Source organism: Martinezella multihospitum (assembly GCF_900094585.1).
Classification (GTDB): Bacteria; Pseudomonadota; Alphaproteobacteria; order Rhizobiales; family Rhizobiaceae; genus Rhizobium; species Rhizobium multihospitium.
In genome coordinates, this window is sequence record NZ_FMAG01000002.1 from 50,549 (window position 1) to 75,748 (window position 25,200).

The window sequence follows — 25,200 nt, forward strand, 5'->3', positions numbered from 1 at the left end:
TATGTCGTTAATTGCAGGGATACGCTCAAGATGATCGATCACATAACCATCGAGGTCAGCGATCTCGAAAGGAGCAAGGCCTTCTACGAGCATGCCTTCTCACCCTTGGGCTATCGCCTGTCCTTCGGAAAGGAAGGCGTGTTCTGGGCTTTCGATGTCGGCGACGGCAGCCTCTTCGAGATCCAGCACACCGGCAGCAAGCCGCCTCTCACGCATCTGCACGTCGCCTTCCGCGTCCGGACAAGGGCCGAGGTTGATGCCTTCCATCGTGCCTCGCTCGAAGCGGGTGCAGGGGATAATGGCGCCCCCGGTCCGAGGGTGGACTACGGCATGGATTACTATGCCTGCTTCATCCTCGATCTCGACGGCTACAATATCGAGGCGATGGTCAACAGGCCCGGCGTTTGATTGCCGGGCTCAGGTCAAGAAGGGCCTCTTCGCCTTCAGCGTTTCCGCTAGCGTTTCGCCGAAGATCGCAATCGGACGTGCGAGGCGCCCTGCCGGCGGGCGATGCACCAGCCAGTTGACAACTTTGGGGGTGAAATCCGGGGCCTCGATTATCTCGATGGCATCGCGCCAGCGGCTGTCCGCTAATGCGGCCGGCGTCAAGACGCCGATGCCGAGCCCGCGCGCAACCAGCGACATGCGCAGATCGGCGCTCATGGCCTCGACCCCGACATCGAAAGGCAGGCGCTCGGCTTCGAAGCGATGCTGAATGAAGGCCCGAAAGCCGCAGCCGCTCTGGTTCATGATCCAGGGGAAGCGGGAGAGATCCTCCAGTCTCGGTTCCTTGGGGACACCGAGCGACGGCGCCGCGACCAGAATGACGGCATGGACTCCGAGCATCTCGCCAACGACATCGTCCGGCGGCTGCAACCCCTCCGCCAGGCAGACGGTTGCCGCATCGAGCTGACTGTGAGCGACCTGCTCGATCAGCTGTGGCGACCAGCCGGTGACGATCCGCAGCGTCAATTGCGGAAACTGGCTGCGCAATTCGTCGAGCGGAGCGGATAGGGCCGCCTCGGAGAGATAGGGCATGATCCCGAGACGGAATTCGCCACCGATCGTGCCGCCGGGCGAAACGCCGGCCTTGAGATCGTCGAGCGAGCGCAGCACGCGGCGCCCATGCTCATAGGCCTCGCGTCCTGCCGCCGTCGGCCTGAGGGGTTTCGACTGCCGGTCGAGGAGGGCGATGCCGAGACTGTCTTCCAGGTTCTGTATGCGCCGGGTGATGCCTGGCTGGGTCAGATTGATGCGCGCCGAGGCGGCGACGATCGAGCCCGTTTCCACCACTGCGACGAAAGCTTCCAGATCATGAATGTTCATGCTGAACTCGCATAATCATTATTAGTTCATTTCAATTGCCGCATTATGCAACAAAGCGATAAGCATGGCTATCTTTATTATCAGAAATTATTGGAGAGATCATGTCGCAAGTCCCTGAATGCATGACGAGCGAGCCAGAGGAAGATGTTTCGACGGCCGCGGTCGCTCCCTCGACTTTGTTGTTCGCCATCGCCACCGGTGTCATCATCATCAATCTCTTCGCACCCCAGACGCTGGTTGGCATCATCGGCCCGTCGCTCGGCTTTTCCGAAAGCGGTGCCGGCCTCGTGGCCATGGCCTCGCTGCTCGGCTACGCCGCCGGCCTGTTCTTTCTGGTGCCGCTGGCGGATCTCATGGAAAACCGGCAGCTGGTGCTGCGCATGCTTCTCTCGGCTCTGGTCATGGCTGTTGCCGCCGCCTTCGCGCCGACGGGCTGGAGCCTGCTGATCTTCCTCTTCCTGCTGGGAGCGGCCTGTTCCGCCATCCAGATCCTCGTGCCGATCGCGGCAGCGATGGCGCCGCCTGAACATCGCGGCCGGGTGATCGGCAATGTCATGAGCGGCGTCATGGTCGGCATTCTTGTCTCGCGACCGCTGGCGAGCCTGATTGCCGATGTCTGGGGCTGGAGAAGTTTCTATGCCATGAGTGCCGCGACGCTTGCGCTGCTCGCCGCTGTGCTCGCCCTGCGCCTGCCGGAGCGGCGCCCTTTGGTCAATGCGAGTTATGGGGCCTTGATCGGCTCGCTCTTCGAGCTCCTGCGGGAGGAGCCGGTGCTGCGGCTGCGTGCCTTCACTGCAGCCTTGATGATGGCGAGCTTCAGCCTGTTCTGGACTTCCGTCGCCCTGCGTCTGGCGCAGCCGCCATTCTCGCTTGGCCAGTCCGGCATCGCGCTGTTTGCCCTCGTGGGCGCCGGTGGAGCTGCGGCGACCTCTGCCTTTGGCCGCATGGGCGACAGGGGCTGGACGCGGACGGCGACCTTGGCCTCGCATCTGATCGTGCTTGCCGCCATGGCGCTGGCCGCCTGGGTCGGCGGAATACGGTCGGGCGACTCGGTGGCCCTGTTGATCCTTCTGGGCGTCAGCGCCGTCTTGCTCGATGTCGGCGTCACCGGCGATCAGACCTTGGGTCGCCGTGCCGTCAATCTCCTGAAGCCGGAGGCGCGCGGGCGCATCAATGGTCTGTTCGTCGGCATCTTCTTTCTCGGTGGAGCTCTCGGATCGGCGCTTGCCGGCACGGCATGGGATTTCGGCGGCTGGGTTGCCGTCTGCGCAGGGGCAGCAGGCTTTGGCGTGATTGCATTGATCACGGGCCTCGCTGCGCGCACCTGAGCAATGCAAGGACAACACTTGCGGCTGCGCTGTCGCATCGCCATCTGTAGCGCATTCAGGTGGGCGCCAGACAAGCATGCAAAAACAGGCGCCCCTTGTCAGGAGCGTCGGAATGCGTGGAATAGCATGGCTTTACAGGTTGAGAGCGCTCTTTCGGAGCGGGGTGCTGAAGATCGGGCACAGTACGAAAGTACCTCTCGGCACCAGGATCATCTGGCGGCGCGGCGATGTCCGTATCGGCGAACGGGTGCACTTCCGCAAGGGAGTCGTCATCGATGCCCAGGAAGGCAGTATCGAGGTCGGCAATCACGTCTCCTTCAATGACTACAGCATTCTGCTGGGCCGCGGCGGGATTGTCATAGGCAATGATGTGCGCATCGCCGCGCATGCGATGATCGTTTCCTTCGATCACAATTTCGATGATGTTTCCCGCCCGATTCGTCTTCAGGGCGTGACGAAGAAACCCATCGTCATCGAAGACGATGTCTGGATCGGAGCAGGCGCCAAGATTCTCGGTGGCGCTCATATTTCCAAAGGATGCGTTATCGGCGCCAATGCCGTCGTCAAGGGCCGGACCAAGCCCTACGGCATCTATGTCGGCGCTCCGGCAAGGCTGTTGAAACGGCGCGGAGAAGCTGAAGGCAACAGGTCCGGCAATGTCGGGCTGTTCGCCCGCCCGAGAAAATAGGGGGATCGCGGCAATCGCGCCGGCCCGGCCTTAGAATTCCGTCCAGTCCGCATCCTTGTTCGTTGTCGTCGCCGCTGTCTGCGTGGCGCCGAAGGCGCTCAGCAGCTTCTGGCCGAGGGCGCGCGCCGGCGAAGCGGCCGGTCGCACCTTGGCATCATCGACGGCCCGGATGCGCGGAGTTGCTGCCGGCGGAGCCGTCGGTCGAGGCGCCGGCCTCGGCGCTGAGCTGGCGACGGGTTTCGTAGAGATGTGCGTGGCATCGCTGCCGTCCGTGCGAAACTGAGCAAGCAGGTTGGACAGGGAGGCCGCTTCTGTCGCCAGGCTATGGCTTGCAGCCGTACTCTGCTCGACCATGGCGGCATTCTGCTGGATGCCGTGATCCATGGTGTTGACGGCCGTATTGATTTCCTGCAGGCCAGCCGACTGCTCGCGGGAAGCCTCGGCGATCGCCTGCACATGCCGGTTGATGTCCTGCACGCCCGAGACGATGGCGTCGAGTGCTGTGCCGGTTTCGCTGACCAGGCCGACGCCGGTGCGGACATGCCTTTCGGAAGTGGCGATGAGGTCCTTGATCTCCTTGGCGGCGTTGGCGGAGCGCTGCGCAAGCTCGCGCACCTCCTGGGCAACGACGGCAAAGCCCTTGCCTGCCTCGCCGGCGCGGGCGGCCTCGACGCCGGCATTCAGCGCCAAAAGGTTGGTCTGGAAGGCGATGTCGTCGATGACGCCGATGATATTGCCGATCTCACCTGATGATTTCTCGATCTGCTGCATGGCGCCGATCGCATTGCGGACGATCTCGCCGGAGCGTTCCGCGTCGCTGCGTGTATGGGCGGCAAGCTGGCTTGCCTCCTGCGTACGCCTGGCGGCGTCCTTGACGGTGGTGGTGATCTGCTCCAGCGCGGCGGCGGTTTCCTCGACGGAAGCGGCCTGCTGCTCGGTACGCTTGGAAAGCTCGTCGGCGGCTGAACGGATTTCGTCAGCACCCGCGCTTATGGCGCGGGCATTGGAGCCGACGGCGTTCATCGTCCCGTTGAGCTTGTCGAGGGAGTTGTTGAAGTCTTGCCGCAACTGGCCGAGATGCGCGGCGAATTGTGTGTCGATCCGCGTAACGAGATCGCCTTCCGCAAGACGCTTCAGGCCGTCGCCAACAGCCTGGACGGCCTGCTGAAGCTGCGTCGCCTCGGCCGCCTGCCTGGTTTCGCGCTGTGCCCGCTCGCTGTCGCTGAGGGTGCGATCTGCCTCCGCCTGTGCTTCGAGGCGAGACCGCTCGACGGCGTTGTCACGAAACACGGCGACGGCGGATGCCATCTGTCCGATCTCGTCACGACGTTCGCGGCCCTCGATCTCGCTTGCCGTATCGCCATGCGCAAGTGTCGTCATGCGCTGATGCAGCTGCATCAGCGGCGCGGCGATGCCCTTCTGCGCGACATACATGCCGAGGAGGATGGCGAGCACGATGAGGCCGCCAAGAGCGATGAGCATAGTGTTGACGGAACGGTTGAGGTGGACCGACAAGGCGTCAGCGCCGTCATTCATCCGGTTTGTCAGGGCATCGTCGTTGGTCTGTATGCTGGCAATGAGGCTGGGCAGTTTTTGGTTGACCAGGATCAAGGTCGCTTCGGCGCCCTTCAGGTCGCCATTCTTGCGCTGGTCGATGGTCTTCTCGGTGAGCCCTTGCACTTCGTCGAGACGGACAAGAATTTCATCGATCGATTGCTTTGCCGTGGGAACGAGATTTTCCGCATGGGCCAGTCTTTGCTTGGCTTCGCCGAAATAGCTGCTGCCCGCCGCAATCGCCTTGAAGGCGTCGCTGCCGGGATCGAAATTCAGCATCAGGCTTGCTTGCAGCACGGAAGCGAGAGAGGCAGCACTCGCGCGCGCAGCTTCGCTCGCCGCGGCGGCCTCATGATCGAGGAAGGCGCTGTAGGCCCGATCCGCCTTGTGGAATTCGCTGGCGATCAGCAGCAGACCGACAAAGGAAATGATGCCGAGAAACAGGATCACGGCAAGTATCTTGGTTTTGATTTTCAAGTTCCTGAACATGGCGGTCCGCTTGAGAATGCCGTGCCCTATTCGGAATGAGGCCAAGAACCCGCTCGCTCGTCTTGGGTGGGGAGGGGCCTGCCTGATGTGCACGGGTGAAGCCGAGTCTACGTGATACCTTGCCAAGAAGGCCCAGACGACCTGCATCATGCGATCGGCCTTGGAGCCGATGTCGTCGATGGCGACGAGTACAATCAACAGAGCTTAATCGACTGCTAACGGCGGAGACTGCCGGGTGGAATTCCCCCATTAATTTTGCACATGTTCAAAACCGCGCAACTCGCCGATGCGGTCGACCTCCGCCACGTATCCTGCAGCCGCGACCGCCGCCATTGCATGGCGCGATATTCCCCCTGCGGCATGACTCTGCTACATCGGATTCGTGAACCAGAAATGTGCATCCACGACCGGAGGCCGGATCAAGACCATGCGTGTTTGCCTTTCGTCGACGATGTCAGTCGCCCGGCTCCTGGCGCGTGCGGTATTGATCGTCACCTCCTGCGCCTTGCCGCTGGCCGCCCAGGAGACGAAGCCGCAGAACCTGCCGATCCTGTTCGATGCGCGCGAACGTCTGCCGAAACCGGACCTATCCTCGCTGGTCAGGCTGCGCTTCCTGACGTCGATCGATTTTCCGCCCTTCAACTTTCTCGATCAGAATGGCAAGCTCACGGGCTTCCATGTCGAGCTTGCGCGCAAGATCTGCGACGAGCTCGCAATAGCGGACAAATGCCAGATCCAGGCCCTGCCCTTCGGCGAATTGCAGGGCGCGCTTGCCGCTTCGCAAGGCGATGCCGTCATCGCCGGCGTTGCTGTTACACCCGAGCTGCGCAAGACCTTCAGCTTTTCGCGGCCCTTCCTGATGTTGCCGGCCCGCTTCGTACGCAATCTCAAGGCATCGATCAGCGGTACGACAGCCGCTTCGCTCTCGGGACATCCGGTCGGCGTCGTCAAGGGCACGGTGCATGAGGCAATGCTGACGGCCTTCTTCCCGGCCATCAAGCCGGTGCCGTTCGACGACAAGGATGGACTTCTTGCCGCCGTCAAGGACGGCAAGGTCGATGCGGCATTTGCCGATGGCCTGCAGCTTTCCTTCTGGGTCTCGTCGCCGGCGGCGGAAAAATGCTGTGCTCTGTTTGACGGCCCCTACCTGTCGCAGCAATTTCTCGGCGAAGGCATGACCATCATGCTGCGTCAGCAGGATGCCGATCTGACGGCCGCGATCAACCATGCGCTTGCCACCCTTTCGCGCGATGGCAGGCTGCAGGAAATCTATCTGCGCTATTTCCCTTACGGGCTTTACTGATTAGCGCAATTTCGGGAAAAGCCTCTAGGCCTTGCGGTAGCGGGCGATCGCGCTGCGCTCGATGGCCGCGCAGGTCAGCTTGTCGAGGCCAAGACGGTCGCGAAGGAGGCTGAGCAGGCGCAATTCCTCGGCCTTGACCGACAGGTCGGCCGAAGCGACTTCGACGGCCAGCGCATAGGCCGTGTCGTAGAGACGGGCAGGAAGCGTATCGCGCACGGTTTCGAGCACGATGTCGAGCCCTTCATTGCTGGCCAGAAGCTTGGCGCAATCACGGGAGACGGAAATCAGCTTCTCGTCGTCGAACCCCTTGAAGACCGGCAGGGCGTGAATGAGTTCTCCGATGCGGCTGAGTTCCCGGTCGTTCATCGTGCGGTCGACGGCCGAGGCCAGTACCATGACGTAGATCAGGGCCTCGTGAGCAGAAAGCGGCTTGTTCATGACAGGCGAAGTCCTTTGAATTTGGCAAGCTGAAAAGTCGCGCGTCTCATGGCAAAAGTTACTGCATAATTCCTTAAATCGGAATCGATTTAAGGAATTATGCAGCGGATTAAAAGCGCTACAGCGACCTTTGCGCGCATATATGACGCGCGGCGCTGTCGTGGCGGAAGCAAGGCGTCAGATCGGATTGAGCGGGTCTTCCTTGCGCAAAGCCGGTCCGAGCGTCGATTTTCCATTCTTGCGCGGGTCGTCGCCATACATGCCGCGCTTCTTCTGCTTGGCCTCGTCGACGAGTGACGCAAGCGGCGAACCTGGCTCCGGATCGGCCCAGCCGAAGCGCACCAGCCAGGCGCTCAGATCGACGCGGACATAGCGGCAGGCGCCTTTGACTGTGCCTTTCCAGTTGGCATCGGGCACATCGCAATCGATCGATCGGCCGCGCAGATACATGCGGAATGCCGTGCGCGCAGCCTGGCCGCAGGGCCAGTCCTTCCCGCTCGGGCCGGTGCACATTCGGTCGACGTCGGTCGGAACAATCCCGCTGAGCTGTACGCTCCTGCCTGATATGGTCAATATGCCAGCCTGATCCGAGAAGGGGCGGACGAGTTCGATCGTTGTCGTCTGCTCCTGTGGCTGGGATGCGGGATCAAGCGCTGCCTGTCCGGACTGAGGCGCCGGCTGAGCCTGCTGCTGTGGCGACTCCGGCGGCAGGGTTCGATGTTCGGTCGCCGCCGTCTCCCTGTCGATCTGGTCGGCCGGTATCCGGTTGTCCGAGACGGGATCGGTCTTGGCCTGGTCGTCAGACGCTGCCTCCGATGGAGCGGCAGCCGCCTTGTCCGGCGTGGTTTCGCTTGGCTGCGGGACCTGGGCCAGGGACGTGGCAGCGTCCTTGCCGCTCGCCGTATCTGTCGCAAGCGGCGACGCTTGCGTTTCCTCTGGCTTCGTCGATGCGTCGTTCGAACGTGCGGGGTCGGTCGGAACCTTGTTGTCCTGCTGCGTCACCGGCTCCGCTGCCGCCGTTTTGTTTTCCTCGGCCTTAGTCTCGTCGCCGTCGCTTGCCGCCGCAGCCGCCGCCATGGCAGCGGCGGATAGCTCGGGACTGCTGTCGGAGCTGCTTGTCGATGGGGACGCTGTTGCGAGGATCGTTGCCTTATCCTTCGTTGCTTGCGTGGCCGAGCCGGCGGCCTGCGCTACCGGTTGGCCTTCCGATTGCGCCTGACCAGAATTCGTGTCGCTCTGCTTCGTGGTTTTGGCAGGCTTGGGTGCCTCGATAGCCTTTGATGGCGTGGTGTCGGCCTTGGCGGTCTCGCTCGGCGCAGTCGCAGCCGGCTTGCTTTCGGCTGTCGTGTCGCTGTGGCCGCGGTGAGGCAGGTTGAAACCACGCTCGCTGACCTGAATCGCGACGAGGGTCAACCAAGAACCGACGATCGTGCCTGCCACACCTGCGAGCCAAATATTACGACGCATAACGAGAAAACTTTCCTATTGGCTGGCCCAAATGATCCGGGCAATCCATTCCACATCCGCAAGATCGAAGCTGCGGTTGGGGTGCTCGGGATTGAGCGACAAAAGCTCAATCGACTTGGCGCTCTGCCTCAGCAGGACCTTGGCCATGACTTCGCCTTCGCGGGTCTTCACGACGACACGATCGTTTTTCCTGATCTGAGCACCTGGCTCGACAATCAGAATATCCCCGTCGCGATAGAGCGGCAACATGCTTTCGCCCTGCACCTCGAGTGCATAGGCGCCGGTCCCGTGCCCGGCAGCGACGGGAAATTCCACCATGTCCCAGCCCTGACCGGCGGGAAAGCCGCCATCGTCGAAGAAGCCGCCTGCACCCGCTTGGGCAAAGCCGAGCAGCGGTATGGCGTTGCCAGCTGGCAAAATCCCGTTGGGTGGAGTCGTAGCGCCCGGCGGCTCGGCGGGCCGGATGAAGCTCAGGAACTGCTCCAGGCTGGCACCCGTCGCATCGAGGATCTTGGCGATCGATTCCGTCGAGGGCCAGCGCAGACGTCCGTCCTGGCTCAGCCGCTTCGATTTGTTGAAGGAGGTGGCGTCGAGCCCGGCGCGACGGGCGAGACCGGAAGGGGTCAGGGCATGTCGCTCGGCAAGCCGGTCGATCGCCCCCCATATCTGCTCGTGTGACAGCATCGCCGCTCGGTATCCGCGCGCCGGCTTGCCCGGCGCTCTGCTCTTTAGAAAACGTTAACCGAGGCATTTTGCCGAGTAAAGTCCGGCATAGGAATAGGGTCCTTTATCCCCGTGCTTTCGCCCGCGGTTTTCGGCGGGCTCAGGTCTTCTGCGGCTGCGGCTTGACGTCCGGCTGTTCGTTCTGGAATTCTTTCGCCATGCCCATGAAGCCGCGCATGAATTTCTGCATGATGCCAAGCGTGCGGTCGATCTCGGCGTCATCCGGGAGGCTTGAGCCCTTGTTTGCGGCAACGGTCTTTTCGAGCTTCGTCACGCGGTCGGAAAGCCGATCCAGCTCGTCGTTATAGGCGCTGCGCTCGTCGGCGGCCATGCGGCAGACGAGATTGCCGCTTTGGTCCTGGCAGATGGACATGGCGCCGGTCTGCTTGTCGAGACGGATGAAATGATCGCCGCTGCGCTCCAGCTGGAAGCGTTCCGCATCCGGTTCGGCCGATAGAGCCGGCGTGGAGAGAAGAAAAGTAACAGGCAGAAGCATGGCCGCAAGGACGATTTTCAGTTCCTTCGTCATGTCATCCTCCGGATTTTCTGCGTTAAACCTTAAATCCATTACGGAAACCGTGGACATCGGCTGATGTTTTCGTGCAAAGCCCTATCAGGACAGCTTTACAGAGGGATGATGATCGCCATGCCAGTGGTTTACAAGATCGTGCCGGATGCGCTCTGGCAGCAAGCCAGGCAAACCGGCGTTTTTCATGGCGCGGCAATCGATCTGACCGACGGCTACATTCATCTCTCCACCGCGAAACAGGCAAAGAAAACAGCCGAGCTTTATTTTGCGGGGCAGACCGGCCTGTTGCTGGTGGCGGTCAACGGCGATGCACTTGGAGATAAGCTGGTCTTCGAACCCTCGCGCGGCGGCGATCTCTTCCCGCATCTCTATGCGCCGCTGCCGCTTTCGGCCGTGCTCTGGGAAAAGCCGCTGCTGATCGGCGAAGATGGTTGTCACACCTTTCCGGAGATGGCGGAATGATCGGCACCTTTCGCGATCTCGGCCGGCGCGGCCTGTTCCTGTTCGATCCGGAAACCGCGCACGGCATGTCGATAGCTGCGCTGAAATCGGGGCTGGTTCCGGCTTGCCGCATCAGCGCCGATCCTCGCCTGCGCCAGACCGTGGCCGGCCTCGATTTTGCCAATCCCATCGGCATGGCCGCCGGCTATGACAAGAATGCCGAAGTGCCGGAGGCGCTGCTGAGGCTCGGCTTCGGCTTTACCGAGATCGGCACGGTGACGCCGAAGGCGCAGTCGGGCAACCCACGCCCGCGCATCTTCCGCCTGGTCGAGGACGAAGGCGTCATCAACCGCCTCGGCTTCAACAATGAGGGCCATGAGGCAGCATTTCAGCGGCTCAAAACCATTCGCGGCAACGGCATCATCGGCGTCAACATCGGCGCCAACAAGGATAGCGCCGACCGCATCGCCGATTATGTTGCCGGCATCCGCCGTTTCTATTCCGTCGCGCGCTATTTCACCGCCAATATTTCCTCGCCGAACACGCCGGGCCTGCGCGATCTGCAGGCCCGCGAAAGCCTGTCGTCCCTGCTATGGGCCGTGCTTGCCGCCCGCGACGAGGAAGCGGCGAAGGCCGGCAAGCGCATTCCCGTCTTCCTCAAGATCGCGCCCGATCTGACCGAGGAGGGCATGGACGATATCGCCGCCGAAGTTCTGTCGCATGCGCTCGACGGCCTGATCGTCTCCAACACCACGCTGTCGCGCGATGGATTGAAGGATCAGCGTCAGGCGAAAGAGGCTGGCGGCCTATCCGGCAAGCCGGTCTTCGAGAAATCGACCATCGTATTGGCCAAGATGCGGCGCCGCGTCGGTGCGGCCTTGCCGATCATCGGCGTTGGCGGTGTCTCGTCATCAGAGACTGCGCTGGAAAAGATCAAGGCCGGTGCCGATCTCGTGCAGCTCTATTCCTGCATGGTCTATGAGGGGCCGGGATTGCCGGGACAGGTCGTCACCGGTCTGTCGAAGCTGCTCGATCGCGAACGCGTCGGCTCGATCCGCGATTTGCGCGACACAAAGCTGGATTACTGGGCGAACCGGAACGTCTGATCCGCCCGCTTCTTCAGGCCCATGGCCAGGAAGATGCCGCGAAACAGCAGGAAGGCATTCATGGCCAGCCACAGGCCGTGATTGCCGAGCGTCGGAACGAAGACGGCAAGTGCTATCAAATAGCCGCCGAAGGACAGCAGCATCTTGTTACGCATCTCGCGCGACCATGTGGCGCCGATGAAGACGCCGTCCATCAAAAAGGCGAGCGCGCCGGTCAGGCCCGTGATCGCAGCCCAGGGGAGATAGGTTCCGGCAGCAATGCGAACCTCCTCCGAGGTTGTCAGCAGGCGGATCAGCGCCGGTCCGACCGTGAAGAAGAAGATGGCGGCGGCAAGTGCCAGCCCGAAGGACCAGAGCGCCGTCAGTTTCAAGCCTCGCTCGAAGGCCGGCCGATAGTTGGCACCGATCGAGCGGCCGGTGATCTGCTCGGCGGCATTCGCGAGCCCGTCGAGATAATAGCCGGATAACAAAAAGAAGTTCATCAGCACGGCATTGGCGGCGAGCATGACCGCGCCAAAGCTGTTGCCGATACGCGTCATCAGCGTGAAGGCGCCGATCAGAACGAAGGTGCGGATCAGAATATCGCGGTTGAGTGCGAAGAGCTGGGTGAGCTTGGTGCGCGAGAACAGCTCCGCGCGCGGCGGGCGCTCCTCGCCGGCAAAGCTGCGCAGCACGATGAAAAGCCCGAGCAGCATACCGCTCGCCTCGCCGATCAGCGTGCCCCAGGCAACGCCCGCCACACCCCAGCCAAGATAGAGCCCGAGCAGGATGGCGAGCACGATGTTGACGCCGTTGATGACGGTCTGCAGCAAGAGCCCGATGCGACCCTGGCCGCGGCCGAGCACGAAGCCGAGTAGCGCGTAATTGGCAAGCGCTGCCGGGCCTGAAAGCATACGGATGGAGAAATAGGTGCGTGTCGCATCCGCGATGCCGCCTTCCGGCCCCATGAGCTTGAGGCCGAGCCAAAGGAGAAGAGGCGACAAAAGCACGATCAGGACACCTGATGTGAGCGCCGATATCAGCGCTCGCCGGAAGACGGCCTGCTGTTCGTGCCGATCGTGACGGCCATAGGCCTGCGCGGTCAGCCCTGTCGTTGAGGCGCGCAGAAAGTTGAAGCTTGAGAAAAGGAGATCGAACAGCACGGCGCCGATCGCAAGGCCGGCGAGCGCATCGGGCTGGCCCATATGGCCTACCACGGCCGTATCGACAAGGCCGAGCAGCGGTGTCGTCATGAAGCCGAGCGTCATGGGAAGTGCGATCGACAGCACGAGCCGATGCGTCACGTCGAAGGGCAGAACCCTCCGGCTCCCTTGCTGGACATCCATTTGACGTTACGCCTCCTCAGTTCGAGGAAAGCACCATGGACCAATAAGGCCTGTCGCCGGAAGAGGGTGCATAGGCGAGAGCAACGCCAAGCCCATCATATTTGCCGAGCATGTTGTGCAAATGCTTCGGCGAATTGATCCAGGCCGTCACCGCCGCATTCACGTCGCGCTGGCCCTCGGCAATGTTCTCGGCTGCCGGCAGCTTGACGCCGCTTGCCTTGACCCGCTTGCCGAAATCGTCGCCGAGGCCGATCAGGTGCTCCATCTTGCCGGCGTCCGCCATGCGCCGTGCCTGATAGACGGCGGCGGTGCTGGCCGCGGTATCGATCTTCAAGGGCGGCAAGCCGTTCTTGGCGCGCAACGCATTGACGAGCGGCAGCGCCGAAGCGGTCTGGTCGCTGGCCGGAATATTGGAAACCTTGGCGGGCGGCGTGGCGCAGCTTGCGACGGTTGCAGTGAGCGCAAGTGCGGTTAGGCGCAACGCATCGCGGCGCGTGAAAATCAGTGTCTGGGAGGTCATGTCAGCTGCGGTAATTGAACAAACGAAGTATGATGAAGATGGGAATGACGATGGATGCGCCGAGCAGCACATAATCGCCAAACTCGCCGAGTGCCGCGAAACCGCTGTGCCAGAGGTCGACGAAGAAACGGCGAAGGCCATAGAGGAAATCGAGCGGCCGCCAGCCGAAGAACTTCATGACGAAGCCGACGACGAGCGACACGATGATGAGCTTCACCACAGTACGGCCGGGCGAGTCGCCAAGGAATCTGTTCACCTGATCGGACATGCTGACGTCTCCATGATGGCAGTCGGTGGTGCTGAGATAGGGCCGGGGTCTGCGACTCGCAAGCTTTATTGCCCAGCCTACATCTCAAACTAGCGTCTGCCTGAAATAGGACTTGAGTTTTTTTATGGCCGCGTTCAAAGGCGAGCGTCAAACAGGATGAAACCCATGCTACCGAGCCAGCTTTCCTCCGGCGACGTCATTGCCGACCGCCGCGCCGATTATGCCAAGATGCTTGCCGAAAGCGGCGAGCCGGCGAGTGCTGCCGAGCTGATGGAACAGGCGCTGGAGCTGGTGCCGCGCTGGGCGGCGGGCTGGTTCACGCTTGCCGCCTATCGCGAGAAGGCCGGTGACGTGCCGGGCGCGATCGCAGCCCTCAACGAAGTGCTGGCGCTTGATTCAGGCGATGTCTTCGGCGCCCGGCTGAAGCTTGCGGTTCTTGGCGGGGCCGATGTGCCGGAGCGGCCGCCGAGCCCCTATGTCGAGCGGCTGTTCGATGACTATGCCGATCGCTTCGAAACCTCGCTTGTCGAGAAGCTCGGTTATAGCGTGCCCGGTAAACTGGCGGCGCTGATCGCTGGGGCGGCCGGTATCCCGAAACATTTCCGCCTCGCCATCGATCTCGGCTGTGGTACCGGCCTGCTTGGGCCGGAAATCCGCGCCAGTGTCGACCGGCTCGAGGGCTATGACCTGTCGAAGGGCATGCTGGCCAAGGCGGCCGAGAAGCATGTTTACGATCATCTCGGCCAGGCCGATCTATCGCTGGAGCCGGAGCAGTCGGGCGTGTTCGACCCCGATATGGCGCCGCGCCGCGCCGATCTGATCACTGCTGCTGACGTACTGATGTATCTCGGCAATCTGCATGCCGTGATGGCGATCGTGCAGATGCTTTCGTCCGATGGTGCCGTCTTCGCCTTTTCGGTCGAGGATGCCCAGCAGGCCGATGGTTATGTGCTGCGCGACTCCCTGCGATTTGCGCATTCGGAAGTCTATGTGAGGGAAATACTGGCCGAGCATGGCTTTGCCGTGCAGGATTTGGCTCGCAGTATCATTCGCATGGATGGCGGAAAACCCATTCACGGCATTCTGTTCATTGCCCGCAAATCGGCCTGAATATTTCGAATATTGCGAATTTGAAATAGGTCAGTATTGCTTACGTATTTTCGCTTGATTGTTGCTGGCGCTTTCAGCAAAAAGCCTGGAAACCCAGGGGAAAGCACATGGCGAACGCAAAGAGCGCATTTGGTATCTGGAATACGTCCGCGACCCGGCATTCGTGGATCGAGGATGTTCAAGGCATAGTCTCAGGCAGCCTGATTTCCTCGCTCGGGCTGTTCTGCCTCTCGAGCGCCGGCCTCCTGACCGGCAGCACTGCTGGCATCGCTTTCCTGCTGCATTACGCGATCGGCGTGAATTTCGGCCTCGCCTTTTTCGTGGTCAATCTGCCGTTCTTCTATCTGTCGCTGAAGCAGCTCGGTCCGGTCTTCACCGTCAAGACCTTCATCGCCATCGCGCTGACCTCGTTGCTCACCAACCTGCAGCCGCTGCTCTTCGATGTCGCCCATATCAATGCGCTATGGTCGGCGCTTCTTGGCGGCATTTTGCTCGGCTTCGGGCTTCTTGCGCTCTATCGTCATCGCGCCAGCCTCGGCGGCGTCGGCATTCTGGGGATTTATCTGCAGGAGCGTTTTGGGGTCAGGGCAGGGCTGGTGCAGCTGGCAATCGACCTATGCGTACTCGCGGTCGCTTTTGCGGTGACCACGCCTCCTGTGGTCATCTGCTCGGTGATCGGCGCAATCGCGCTCAATCTCTTCGTCGCGATCAATCATCGCTCGGATCGCTACATAGCGCTGTAAAGCTGAGGCTTACTGCTTACGGGTGTCGTCGGATTCGACGATCGCAGCTTCGTGATACCAGCTGTCGAATGCGGCCGTCGCAATGGTCGGCCCGATATCCGGGGTGAGGTTCACCTTCGGACGCTGGCTGACCGCCGTGGGGCGGGCCGTGACGGGAAACTGATAGATCTTTGCGGTTTCGTGCCGGGTACCGATTGCCATTCGTTGTCTCTCCCTTTTTGGTGTTCAAGCGGGCGCGCTTCAAGAGACAGCTCATATATAGCAAAGACGAAGGCGAATATCACCATTCCGCTTAAAAAAAATGCTAAATGATGAAATTATAGGCAATTCGTCAGTGCTGCGGTCGATGCCGTTTCTTTGATCTGCCGGTTTTCCGATCCATTCCCGGGGCGCCGAGCCTGCGACATCTTGGCAGCTCGGTTGGAACGACGGAGGCGATTTGAAAACGAATCCGATAGTTGGCGCCCGGAAATCTTGCCTGAATACGGCTGAATCATAAAAATCTCGCCTGACGAGCCGGGTATCGATGCGATCTGGCACGGCACATGCATCTCTCCTGGCAGCCGTTCGTAGTGAGGAATTTTCCGGCGGGCGCGCCGGCCAAGTTTTCCTACTTCGCCTGATTAACTGTTATGAGGTGCGTAATGACGAAATATAAGCTCGAGTACATCTGGCTCGACGGGTACACCCCGGTGCCGAACCTGCGCGGCAAAACGCAGATCAAGGAATTCGACGCATTTCCGACGCTCGAGCAGCTTCCGCTGTGGGGCTTCGATGGTTCGTCGACGATGCAGGCCGAAGGCCGCAGCTCCGATTGCGTGCTGAAGCCCGTCGCCATCTATCCGGACCCGGCCCGCACCAACGGCGCGCTCGTCATGTGCGAAGTCATGATGCCTGATGGCGTCACCCCGCACGAATCCAACAGCCGCGCGACCATCCTCGACGACGAGGACGCATGGTTCGGCTTCGAGCAGGAATACTTCTTCTACAAGGACGGCCGTCCGCTCGGCTTCCCGGAATCCGGCTACCCGGCTCCGCAGGGCCCGTACTACACCGGCGTTGGTTACAAGAACGTTGGTGATGTCGCCCGCGAAATCGTTGAAGAGCACCTCGATCTTTGCCTCGAAGCAGGCATCAACCACGAAGGCATCAATGCCGAAGTGGCCAAGGGTCAGTGGGAATTCCAGATTTTCGGCAAGGGCTCCAAGCGCGCCGCCGACCAGATCTGGATGGCACGCTATCTGTTGCTGCGTCTGTGCGAAAAGTACGGCATCGACATCGAGTTCCATTGCAAGCCGCTCGGCGACACCGACTGGAACGGCTCGGGCATGCACTGCAACTTCTCGACCAAGTTCATGCGCGAAGTCGGCGGCAAGGCCTATTTCGAAGCGCTCATGGCTCAGTTCGACAAGAACCTGCACGACCACATTGCGGTCTACGGCCCGGACAACCACATGCGCCTGACCGGCAAGCATGAAACGGCTCCGTGGAACAAGTTCAGCTACGGCGTTGCCGACCGCGGTGCTTCGATCCGCGTCCCGCACTCGTTCATCAAGAACGATTACAAGGGCTATCTCGAAGATCGTCGTCCGAACTCCCAGGGCTGCCCCTACCAGATCGCTTCGCAGGTTCTGAAGACCATCTCGGAAGTTCCGACGGCTGGCTTCGGTTCGGTTGCTGCCTGATAACTTTCTTGCTTGGTTTGCCAAGCATGGGACAACCAATAATGACGCGGGGCTTCGGCTCCGCGTTTTTCGTTTTGGGATTATCAAATGGCAGTCACCGCCCAGCGTCTCTTAGGCCCCACTGTCAACCCCCATACACCGTCATCCTCGGGCTTGACCCGAGGATCCAAGCACAAGCTGCTGACTACATGAGAGGGGTTTGGTGTGCATCGCATCGGGGGATGCGGTCCCGCCGACGCTCGCTCGCGGCGTTTTCGCCGCGCTGACCTGCCTGTGCCTGGATCCTCGGGTCAAGCCCGAGGATGACGGACCTCAAGAGAGGGCCCAGGCACGCAACACGTTCAGAGAAAAGGAACGCTCAAGCAGCCTTATTCGCTGCATCCACCGGATGCTGCGAGCGGAAGCCGACGGCGAGGCGGTTCCAGATGTTGATCGTGCCGATCGCCACCGTGATCTTGACGATGTCTTCTTCGCTGAAATGCTGCTTCAGCGGCTCATAGTCGGAATCCGGAATACCGGTTTGGGCGATCTTGGTGACGGAATCGACCCAGCGCAGCAGGGCGCGTTCGCGATCGTCATAGACGGGCGATTCCCACCAGACGCACATCAGGTTGATCCACTGTTCGCTGAGGCCGTCGTGCCGGGCTTCCTTCACATGCATGTCGACGCAATAGGCGCAGCCATTGATCTGCGAGGCGCGGAGTTTGATCAGGTGGATGAAGCGGCGCTCCAGGCCGCTGCTCTGGACGAAGTTTTCGAGCGCGACGACAGCCTTGTAGGAGTCGGGCGAAGCTTTGGCGAAATTGAAACGGGGATGCATGGTCTTCTCCTTGGGTTCGGGTCTTTCGGTTCAGTTTTTGGTCTTGCGTTCATGAAGCTCGAGAAAGGCACAGCCTCTCGCGGCTATGCCACCGTCCGTGTCCGTCTGTCTGAGATCGGTCAGCACGTCGGCGATGCTTGTTTTGGCCAGTTCCGCCCGGTAGACGCGCTCGGCTGCCAGCATGGCGGCATTGATGCCGCATGGCTTGGCGAAATAGCGCCCTTCGAGCGGGTTCGGGCCGCGTTGGCGGATTTCCGCACAGCGGAAAGCGGGTGTGGGACCTTCGGCCGCCAGTACGATGTCAAGCAGTGTGATCTCCTCCGGCTTGCGCGCCAGCCGGTATCCGCCCTTCGGCCCCGGCACGGTATCGAGAATGCCGGCACCCGAAAGCGCCTGCAGATGCTTCAGCAGATAGCTGACCGAAACGCCGTGAAATTCCGCAAGCGCCGCCGCCGAAAGCACGCCGCCATCGGACAGGCCAGCCAGCATACCAACGCAATGAATGGATTGTTCGACGCCGTCTCCGAGCTTCATCTTCGTGCCTCTCTAATCATGGATATTTTTTATCTATGATTATGATGGGAGTCAATAGCCTTTGAAGCAGGGCTGCAGGGAGGTGTGATCGGGAGATACCGCGCGTGCGATACCCCCCTCTGTCGCTCTCGCGACATCTCCCCCACAAGGGGGGAGATCGTTTGGAGCAGGCCGCTGTGCTTCGGCTGATATCGGGCTTCGGTTTCTACAGATGCAGAGTGTGTTTGAGGCAAGCAGGTGCCAAGAATTGCTGATCTCCCCCCTTGTGGGGGAGATGTCCCGAAAGGGACAGAGGGGGGTGCGCACTCTCACAGAATACTAAAGCCAATGGACACGAAGCTCCCCGCTTCTCATCCGGCGCATATCCATTACATTTACCCCGTGGACCAGATCGAGCCGAAACCTCTTATTGCCCTGCCCGCCCCCTTCACCCGCTGGTTTGCGGAAAAGGGCTGGCAGCCGCGCGCCCATCAGCTGGAGTTGCTTGCCCGCGCCGAAGCCGGCGAAAGCACGCTGCTGATTGCGCCCACCGGCGCCGGTAAGACGCTTGCCGGCTTTCTGCCGTCGCTCACCGATCTCACTCGCCGCGGCAAGATCCCGCCCGGCTCTGCCTTCACCGGCATCCACACGCTCTACATCTCGCCGCTGAAGGCGCTCGCCGTCGATATCGAGCGCAACCTGATGAAGCCCGTCTCGGAGATGGGGCTGGCGGTGTCAGTCGAGAACCGCACCGGTGATACGCCAAGCGGCAAGCGCCAGCGGCAGAAGCTCAATCCGCCCGATATCCTGCTGACGACGCCGGAGCAGGTGGCGCTGCTACTCGCCAATCGCGAGGCCGAGCGCTTCTTCAAGGACCTGAAATACATCGTCTTCGACGAGCTGCATTCCCTTGTCACCTCCAAGCGCGGCCACATGCTGTCTCTCGGCCTTGCCCGCATCCGCAAGCTGGCGCCGCGTGTGCAGACCATCGGTCTTTCGGCGACCGTTGCTGATCCCATGGATCTGCAGAAGTGGCTGGTGGCGCAAGAGCCGGGGGAGGAACATCATGCGGGCCTCGTCATCGTCGAGGGCGGCGCCAAACCGGATATCTCTATCCTATCGACGGAAGAGCGCATCCCCTGGTCCGGCCATTCCGCCAAATACGCGATCCCCGATATCTATCGCGAGCTGAAGGCGCATCGCACGACGCTGCTCTTCGTCAACACGCGGTCGCAGGCCGAAATGTTGTTTCAGGAGCTGTGGTCGGCCAATGACGACAATCTGCCGATCGCGCTTCATCACGGCTCGCTCGATGTCGGCCAGCGTCGCAAGGTGGAGGCGGCCATGGCCGATAACCGTTTGCGCGCCGTCGTCGCCACCTCGACGCTCGATCTGGGCATAGACTGGGGTGATGTCGATCTCGTCATCCATGTCGGCGCGCCAAAGGGCGCAAGCCGCCTTGCCCAGCGCATCGGCCGCGCCAATCACCGCATGGACGAGCCGTCGAAGGCGATCCTGGTGCCGGCCAATCGCTTCGAGGTCATGGAGTGTCAGGCGGCGCTGGATGCCAATTATATCGGCGCGCAGGATACCCCGCCGATCGGCGCCGGAGCGCTCGATGTGCTCGCCCAGCACGTGCTCGGCATGGCCTGCGCCGAGCCCTTCGACATGCTGGAGCTCTATGATGAAGTGCAGAGCGCCGCTCCCTATGCGGCGCTTTCCTGGGAGACCTTCGAGCACATTGTCGATTTCGTCGCCACCGGCGGCTATGCGCTGCGAACCTATGAGCGCTATGCCCGCATCCGCAGGACGCCAGAAGGGCGCTGGCGCGTCTCCAATCCGCTGGTCGCCCAGCAATATCGTCTGAACCTCGGCACCATTGTCGAAGAGGCGATGCTGAATATCCGCATGGTGAAGCGCAATGCGCTGGGTTCGCTTGGGCGAGGGGGAGCGCCGCTCGGCAAAGTCGAGGAATATTTCGTCGAGCAGCTGGCGCCCGGCGATACCTTCCTCTTCTCCGGTAAGGTGCTACGCTTCGAGGGTATCCGCGAGAGCGAATGCCTGGCGTCGCAGGCCTTCTCGCTGGACCCGAAAATCCCCTCCTATGCCGGCGGCAAGTTTCCGCTCTCCACCTATCTCGCTGATCAGGTCCGGGCGATGATCGCCGATCCCGACCGACGGCATCGCCTGCCGGACCAGGTGCGCGACTGGCTGGAAATCCAGAAGGAAAAATCGCTGCTGCCGAAGCGCGACGAGTTTCTGATCGAGACCTTTCCGCGCGGAAGTCGTGCTTACCTGGTCGCCTATCCCTTCGAGGGGCGCCTGGCGCACCAGACGCTCGGCATGCTTTTGACGCGAAGGCTGGAGCGCGCCGGCGCCAAGCCGATGGGCTTCGTCGCGACCGATTATTCCCTCGGTATCTGGGGGCTGGAGGATATGGGGCTGATGATCGCCAATGGACGCCTCAGCCTCTCCGATCTCTTCGATGAAGATATGCTCGGTGATGATCTCGAAGCCTGGCTCGACGAATCCTTCCTGCTGAAACGCACCTTCCGCAATTGTGCGGTGATTGCCGGCTTGATCGAGCGCCGGCATCCGGGCAAAGAAAAGACCGGCCGTCAGGTGACGGTTTCGGCCGATCTGATCTACGACGTGCTGCGCAGTCACGAGCCGGATCACATCCTGCTGCAGGCGACGCGGCAGGATGCGGCGACCGGGCTTTTGGATATTGGCCGTCTTGCGGATATGCTGAAGCGAATCAAGGGCCATATCACCCATCGCGCGCTGGACCATATTTCTCCGCTCGCCGTGCCGGTGATGCTGGAAATCGGCAAGGTGCCGGTGCCGGGCGAGGCTCACGATTCCCTGCTTGCGGAGGCGGCTGACGACCTGATCCGCGAGGCGATGGAATAGGGATGCTGCGAAGCAGACGACGAAGGTAGATTGTTACGGTGATGAATCGCCTGGCGCTAGCGCGAGATATGAACGGTCAGGGCAACGGCGCGACGAGTGCGTCGGGCGTTGAGGCCGTTGTTCATGGTGTCGCCGCTGTCTGCGATCCGCTGGGTGCGCTCTATCTGCCGGATGCCGGTATTCTCGTCGTCTCCGATCTGCATCTGGAAAAGGGGGCAGCCTTCGCCCGTCGTGGCATGCTGTTGCCGCCCTACGATACGCTGACGACGCTGACCGTCCTTTCCGCCGTTATTGCCCGCTATGACCCGAAACTCGTGGTTTCGCTGGGCGACAATTTCCATGATCGGGTCGGTTCGCAGCATCTGCCGGATGAGTTTCGCAGCCTGATCGTCAATATGGCCCGCGGCCGTGAATGGATCTGGATCAACGGCAATCACGATCCGGACGGCACGGTCGACCTGCCCGGCCACTCGGTCGATGAGATGCATTGCGGCGGGCTCACCTTCCGGCACGAGCCGAAGGCGGGCCGACAGGCCGGCGAAATCGCTGGCCATCTGCATCCCTCCGCCACGGTCCGGCGTCGTGAGAAATCGGTGCGCCGCCCATGTTTCGCCACGGATGGCGCCCGTCTGCTTATGCCGGCCTTCGGCGTGATGACCGGCGGCCTCGATCTTCGCCACAAGGCGATGGCAGGCCTCTTCGAGCGGGAGAGCCTGATTGCGCACCTGCTCGGCCGCGACCGCATCTACTCGGTGCGGTTCGGCAATCTGTCCGCTTAACCGGCCTTTCCCGGCTCATAACGCAGGATCACCGCCCCGGTCTTCAGCGGGCGTGAATCGATAAGCTTCATCGGTTGTTGTTCTGTCGCCGGTTTGAAAAGCGGATTGCCGCTGCCCAGCACGACGGGAACGAGGCAGATGCGGATCTCGTCCACCAGCCTCGCCTTGAGTAGCGCATCTGTCACCTCGGCGCTGCCAAAGACGAAGATGGTCTTACCGGGTTCTTCCTTCAGTTTCTTCAGTTCAGAGACAATGTCGCCGACGATGCGGGTGTTGTTCCAGTCCGCCTTGTCGAGCGTCCGAGAGGCGGCAATCTTGGCGATGCCGTTCATGTAGGCGGTAATATCAGGCGTTTCCGTCGCGGTCGACCAATAGGCCGCCATGCCCTCATAGGTCTTGCGGCCGAAGATCAGCAGATCGCCTTCCTTGCCGAGATCTGTCGCGTAGCGTTCCAGTTCGTCTCCCCAGGCGAGCATGTGAAAGCCGAGGTCCCAGGGAGTGGTTCCCTCGAAATAGCCGTCGAGCGTCATGAGATTCCAGATAACGAGCTTCCTCATCACTTCCTCCATTGTAATAACCGTACCATAATAAAACCAGTTGCTAAAAGAAAGCGGTTGCAAACTAATTATACTGATAGCAAAATGCAAGCGGTTTTTGGAGGCCCTTATGGACGCATTGCATCGTTCCGGCTGCCCGATCAATCTGACACTGGAAATCCTCGGCGATCGCTGGAGCCTGATCGTCATCAGGGACATCATGTTCGGCAATCGCCGCCATTTTCGCGAACTGCTGCAGAATTCCGGAGAGAGGATCGCTTCCAATATCCTCGCCGACCGGCTGAAGCGGCTGGTGGAGCATGGTCTGCTGACCCGAAAGAGCGATCCCACTCACAAGCAGAAGGCCGTCTACAGCCTGACGGAAATGTCGATCGACCTCGTGCCCCTTTTTGCCCATATGGGTGCCTGGGGTCGCAAGCATCTGCCGGTTTCCGAGGAGCTGTCGATCCGGGCGGAGCTCCTGGAGGATGGTGGCCAAAAGCTCTGGGAGGATTTCATGGCGGAGCTGCGCGCCAAGCATCTCGGCAAGGTATTGCCGCCGGGCACGCCTTCCGTGCTTGGCCGATTGACCGAGGCCTATCTCGAAGTCGTCAATCGTCGGAAAGACGGCTGACTAGAGCATTTTCAGGAAAAGTGCGCAGCGGTTTTCCGTCCGAAATACGTAAGAAAACAAGAGGATAGAGCGTTTCCGCGATTCAAGGAAAAGTGGAAACGCTCTAGTTCTTTCGGAAGATGAAGCTTGCACCCCAGCCGGTGACGAGGGCGAGCAGCACGGAGAAAATGCCATAGGTGATCGGCCGCTGATGCGCGGCATCGGTGATCATCTGCTCGATCCCGGTCTTGATGACGCGCAGCGGCAGCGATTTCTCGCTCAGGAACTTGCCGCTCTTGAAGAGATAGGCGCGCACCGTATGCACCCCGTTCGGCACATCGGCTGGAACCCTGAGTGTCGCCTTGAAGAGCGACGAGCTGACGAAGCGAACGCCCGCAGGATCGCTTTCATAGAGGCCGCCTGTTTTCTGCAGCCGCCGGAAGGCGTTGCGGAATTCCGGCACATCGCCGACATTGCCGACGAAGCCGACCGGCGCCAGCGGAATATGGTCGACGCCGATACCGCGATCGCTGAGTTCGAGCGGCGTGGTGATATTGTCGACGGCGCGCGTGCTAGACAGCGAATAGGCTTCCGGCACATGCTCGAACGTCATCGAGCGGGTATTGACCCAGATACCGAAGACCCGCTCCTTTCGGCGTACCGTCGCATTCTCGCGCGGACCTTCCAGCACGACGACGATATCGTATTGGCCGATCGCCAGCAGCAGCTGGTCGGTGTTGGAGAGCGCGCCGAAAATCGTCAGATCGGCGCCAGTGAAGTCGGAGGTGATGGCGATTTCGCTCGTCGACGTGCCGATCTCCATCGTCTCGCGCGCCGTGGTCGAAGTCGTCGGCTGGTCGAGCAGCACTTGGGCTTGTGCGGTGAACGGAGTGAGCAGCAATGCGGCAGCGAGAAGCAGTCCGGACATTCTCATCGGCTCACCCCTTCCATAATGACCGAGTAGACGTCGGCGGGGGTGACCACGAGAGTGATGACGAGGCGAAGGCCGACGGCCAGGACGAGGAGGCCGAGGAGCGCACGCAATTGCTCGCCGCGCAACTTCTGGCCGACGCGAACGCCGTATTGCGCGCCGATAACGCCCGCCACCATCAAGAGGAAGGCCAGGATGATATCGACGGAATAGTTGGTGGCTGCCTGGACGATTGTCGTGAAGGCCGTCACGAAAATGACCTGGAACAGCGATGTGCCGACGACGACGTTTGTGGGCACGCGCAGCAGATAGATCATGGCGGGCACGAGGATGAAGCCGCCGCCGATGCCCATCGGCGTCAGCATGCCGACGAAGAAGCCGAGGCCGATGACCGGAATGGCACTGAGATACAGCTTGGATTTCTTGAACCGCAGTTTCAACGGCAGCCGTTGTACCCAGTTGTGATGACGCGGCTTGCCGGTTGCCGGCGGCAGTTTGCCGGCCGCGCGGCGCATGGCCCGCACGCTTTCCCACAGCATCAGCGATCCCACGGTGCCGAGCAGGAGCACGTAGATCAGGGAGATGATCAGGTCGATCTGGCCGAGCCTGCGCAACAGTACGAATAGCCAGAGGCCGAACGTTGCCCCCGCCAAGCCGCCGGCAAGCAGGATCGAGCCCAGTTTCAGATCGAGCGAGCCGCGGCGGAAATGGCTGAGCGCTCCCGAAACCGAGGAGGCGACGACCTGATTGGAGCCGGTCGCGACGGCAACGACGGGTGGGATATTGTAGAAAATCAGAAGAGGCGTGATGAGAAAACCGCCGCCGACGCCGAACATGCCGGAGAGAAACCCTACGGCTGCCCCCATGCCGAGAATAATGAAAATATTCACCGACAATTCTGCGATCGGCAGATAGATCGTCACGCCTTGTTCCCATTTGCAGGCTTTTCGGCGCGGTGACCGAAGCCCATTTCCCCTTAAACTGCGGATTCTAATCTGAAATCATTGCCAGAGCCTTAGGAAAGGCCGCGCTGCCACAGTTTTCGAATTGCC

Annotated in this window: 27 protein-coding genes; 12 read left to right on the top strand and 15 right to left on the bottom strand. The window is 61.1% G+C overall.

Annotated elements, in window-relative coordinates:
• Positions 1-30 precede the first annotated feature (30 nt).
• Positions 31-408, top strand: a complete 378-nt coding sequence (locus GA0061103_RS07085; RefSeq protein WP_092708910.1) for a VOC family protein — start codon at positions 31-33, stop codon at positions 406-408.
• 9 nt (positions 409-417) lie between these two features.
• Here the strand turns inward: GA0061103_RS07085 and GA0061103_RS07090 are convergent, their stop codons facing one another.
• A complete protein-coding gene (locus GA0061103_RS07090) occupies positions 418-1,326 on the bottom strand; it encodes a LysR family transcriptional regulator (protein ID WP_092708913.1) in 909 nt (302 codons plus the stop codon).
• A gap of 101 nt (positions 1,327-1,427) precedes the next feature.
• On the opposite strand from GA0061103_RS07090, the gene GA0061103_RS07095 reads away from it, so the two are divergent.
• Positions 1,428-2,654 (top strand): MFS transporter, encoded by a 1,227-nt coding sequence (locus GA0061103_RS07095; RefSeq protein WP_092708916.1) that lies wholly within the window; start codon positions 1,428-1,430, stop codon positions 2,652-2,654.
• Positions 2,655-2,766: 112 nt separating this feature from the next.
• On the top strand, positions 2,767-3,342 hold the full coding sequence (locus GA0061103_RS07100) for an acyltransferase (RefSeq protein ID WP_092708919.1): 576 nt from the start codon (positions 2,767-2,769) through the stop codon (positions 3,340-3,342).
• A gap of 30 nt (positions 3,343-3,372) precedes the next feature.
• Here the strand turns inward: GA0061103_RS07100 and GA0061103_RS07105 are convergent, their stop codons facing one another.
• Entirely contained in the window at positions 3,373-5,385 is a 2,013-nt protein-coding gene (locus tag GA0061103_RS07105) for a methyl-accepting chemotaxis protein (RefSeq protein ID WP_092708922.1), read from the bottom strand.
• A 427-nt stretch (positions 5,386-5,812) separates the two neighbouring features.
• Between GA0061103_RS07105 and GA0061103_RS07110 the strand changes: the two genes are divergently transcribed.
• A complete protein-coding gene (locus GA0061103_RS07110) occupies positions 5,813-6,688 on the top strand; it encodes a transporter substrate-binding domain-containing protein (protein ID WP_092708925.1) in 876 nt (291 codons plus the stop codon).
• Between the two features lie 24 nt (positions 6,689-6,712).
• Here the strand turns inward: GA0061103_RS07110 and GA0061103_RS07115 are convergent, their stop codons facing one another.
• The 4 genes from GA0061103_RS07115 to GA0061103_RS07130 all read right to left on the bottom strand — a co-directional run bounded on the left by GA0061103_RS07115 (position 6,713) and on the right by GA0061103_RS07130 (position 9,845).
• A complete protein-coding gene (locus tag GA0061103_RS07115; protein WP_075855283.1) occupies positions 6,713-7,126 on the bottom strand; it encodes a tellurite resistance TerB family protein in 414 nt (137 codons plus the stop codon).
• A 177-nt stretch (positions 7,127-7,303) separates the two neighbouring features.
• On the bottom strand, positions 7,304-8,593 hold the full coding sequence (locus GA0061103_RS07120) for a thermonuclease family protein (RefSeq protein ID WP_092708928.1): 1,290 nt from the start codon (positions 8,591-8,593) through the stop codon (positions 7,304-7,306).
• 15 nt (positions 8,594-8,608) lie between these two features.
• Positions 8,609-9,277: a S24 family peptidase gene (locus GA0061103_RS07125; protein WP_092708931.1), complete on the bottom strand. Its 669-nt coding sequence runs from the start codon at positions 9,275-9,277 to the stop codon at positions 8,609-8,611.
• Between the two features lie 139 nt (positions 9,278-9,416).
• Complete coding sequence (locus tag GA0061103_RS07130; RefSeq protein WP_092708934.1) at positions 9,417-9,845, bottom strand: hypothetical protein; 429 nt, start codon at positions 9,843-9,845, stop codon at positions 9,417-9,419.
• Positions 9,846-9,950: 105 nt separating this feature from the next.
• On the opposite strand from GA0061103_RS07130, the gene GA0061103_RS07135 reads away from it, so the two are divergent.
• Both GA0061103_RS07135 and GA0061103_RS07140 read left to right on the top strand, forming a co-directional pair.
• Complete coding sequence (locus GA0061103_RS07135; protein WP_092708937.1) at positions 9,951-10,307, top strand: DUF952 domain-containing protein; 357 nt, start codon at positions 9,951-9,953, stop codon at positions 10,305-10,307.
• Positions 10,304-11,392, top strand: coding sequence for a quinone-dependent dihydroorotate dehydrogenase (locus tag GA0061103_RS07140; protein WP_092708940.1), 1,089 nt, complete (start codon positions 10,304-10,306; stop codon positions 11,390-11,392). Before GA0061103_RS07135 ends, GA0061103_RS07140 begins: the two co-directional genes overlap by 4 nt.
• On the opposite strand, the gene GA0061103_RS07145 is transcribed toward GA0061103_RS07140, so the two are convergent.
• Genes GA0061103_RS07145 through GA0061103_RS07155 form a run of 3 tightly spaced genes read right to left on the bottom strand, consistent with a single transcriptional unit; the run spans position 11,368 to position 13,505 of the window.
• Positions 11,368-12,717 carry an MATE family efflux transporter gene (locus GA0061103_RS07145; protein WP_092708943.1) on the bottom strand — a complete coding sequence of 450 codons (1,350 nt, stop codon included), beginning with the start codon at positions 12,715-12,717 and terminating at the stop codon, positions 11,368-11,370. The genes GA0061103_RS07140 and GA0061103_RS07145 overlap by 25 nt on opposite strands.
• A gap of 16 nt (positions 12,718-12,733) precedes the next feature.
• On the bottom strand, positions 12,734-13,237 hold the full coding sequence (locus GA0061103_RS07150) for a CAP domain-containing protein (protein WP_092708946.1): 504 nt from the start codon (positions 13,235-13,237) through the stop codon (positions 12,734-12,736).
• A 1-nt stretch (position 13,238) separates the two neighbouring features.
• Entirely contained in the window at positions 13,239-13,505 is a 267-nt protein-coding gene (locus GA0061103_RS07155; RefSeq protein ID WP_092708949.1) for a DUF6460 domain-containing protein, read from the bottom strand.
• Between the two features lie 165 nt (positions 13,506-13,670).
• Between GA0061103_RS07155 and GA0061103_RS07160 the strand changes: the two genes are divergently transcribed.
• Together GA0061103_RS07160 and GA0061103_RS07165 are read left to right on the top strand one after the other, a co-directional pair.
• Positions 13,671-14,615 carry a class I SAM-dependent methyltransferase gene (locus GA0061103_RS07160; RefSeq protein ID WP_092708952.1) on the top strand — a complete coding sequence of 315 codons (945 nt, stop codon included), beginning with the start codon at positions 13,671-13,673 and terminating at the stop codon, positions 14,613-14,615.
• A 107-nt stretch (positions 14,616-14,722) separates the two neighbouring features.
• Complete coding sequence (locus GA0061103_RS07165) at positions 14,723-15,358, top strand: YitT family protein (protein ID WP_092708955.1); 636 nt, start codon at positions 14,723-14,725, stop codon at positions 15,356-15,358.
• A gap of 9 nt (positions 15,359-15,367) precedes the next feature.
• On the opposite strand, the gene GA0061103_RS07170 is transcribed toward GA0061103_RS07165, so the two are convergent.
• Positions 15,368-15,559: a DUF2735 domain-containing protein gene (locus GA0061103_RS07170; RefSeq protein ID WP_092708958.1), complete on the bottom strand. Its 192-nt coding sequence runs from the start codon at positions 15,557-15,559 to the stop codon at positions 15,368-15,370.
• Between the two features lie 443 nt (positions 15,560-16,002).
• Between GA0061103_RS07170 and GA0061103_RS07175 the strand changes: the two genes are divergently transcribed.
• Complete coding sequence (locus GA0061103_RS07175; protein WP_092708961.1) at positions 16,003-17,043, top strand: glutamine synthetase beta-grasp domain-containing protein; 1,041 nt, start codon at positions 16,003-16,005, stop codon at positions 17,041-17,043.
• A gap of 358 nt (positions 17,044-17,401) precedes the next feature.
• Here the strand turns inward: GA0061103_RS07175 and GA0061103_RS07180 are convergent, their stop codons facing one another.
• Both GA0061103_RS07180 and GA0061103_RS07185 read right to left on the bottom strand, forming a co-directional pair.
• Complete coding sequence (locus tag GA0061103_RS07180) at positions 17,402-17,863, bottom strand: carboxymuconolactone decarboxylase family protein (protein ID WP_092708964.1); 462 nt, start codon at positions 17,861-17,863, stop codon at positions 17,402-17,404.
• Between the two features lie 30 nt (positions 17,864-17,893).
• The gene (locus tag GA0061103_RS07185) at positions 17,894-18,397 is read right to left on the bottom strand and encodes an RrF2 family transcriptional regulator (RefSeq protein WP_092708966.1); all 504 of its coding nucleotides are present in this window, start codon (positions 18,395-18,397) and stop codon (positions 17,894-17,896) included.
• A gap of 327 nt (positions 18,398-18,724) precedes the next feature.
• Here GA0061103_RS07185 and GA0061103_RS07190 point away from each other — a divergent pair, with 327 nt between their 5' ends.
• On the top strand, positions 18,725-21,289 hold the full coding sequence (locus GA0061103_RS07190) for a ligase-associated DNA damage response DEXH box helicase (RefSeq protein WP_425349473.1): 2,565 nt from the start codon (positions 18,725-18,727) through the stop codon (positions 21,287-21,289).
• 41 nt (positions 21,290-21,330) lie between these two features.
• Positions 21,331-22,068 carry a ligase-associated DNA damage response endonuclease PdeM gene (pdeM, locus tag GA0061103_RS07195; RefSeq protein WP_092708969.1) on the top strand — a complete coding sequence of 246 codons (738 nt, stop codon included), beginning with the start codon at positions 21,331-21,333 and terminating at the stop codon, positions 22,066-22,068.
• Here the strand turns inward: pdeM and GA0061103_RS07200 are convergent.
• Positions 22,065-22,625, bottom strand: a complete 561-nt coding sequence (locus GA0061103_RS07200) for a dihydrofolate reductase family protein (protein WP_092708972.1) — start codon at positions 22,623-22,625, stop codon at positions 22,065-22,067. The genes pdeM and GA0061103_RS07200 overlap by 4 nt on opposite strands.
• Positions 22,626-22,734: 109 nt before the next feature.
• Between GA0061103_RS07200 and GA0061103_RS07205 the strand changes: the two genes are divergently transcribed.
• Positions 22,735-23,238: a winged helix-turn-helix transcriptional regulator gene (locus GA0061103_RS07205; RefSeq protein ID WP_092708974.1), complete on the top strand. Its 504-nt coding sequence runs from the start codon at positions 22,735-22,737 to the stop codon at positions 23,236-23,238.
• Between the two features lie 103 nt (positions 23,239-23,341).
• On the opposite strand, the gene GA0061103_RS07210 is transcribed toward GA0061103_RS07205, so the two are convergent.
• Positions 23,342-24,151 carry a TIGR02186 family protein gene (locus GA0061103_RS07210; RefSeq protein ID WP_092708977.1) on the bottom strand — a complete coding sequence of 270 codons (810 nt, stop codon included), beginning with the start codon at positions 24,149-24,151 and terminating at the stop codon, positions 23,342-23,344.
• On the bottom strand, positions 24,148-25,071 hold the full coding sequence (locus GA0061103_RS07215) for a sulfite exporter TauE/SafE family protein (RefSeq protein WP_092708980.1): 924 nt from the start codon (positions 25,069-25,071) through the stop codon (positions 24,148-24,150). The genes GA0061103_RS07210 and GA0061103_RS07215 overlap by 4 nt, the downstream gene beginning before the upstream one ends.
• Positions 25,072-25,200: the final 129 nt, after the last annotated feature.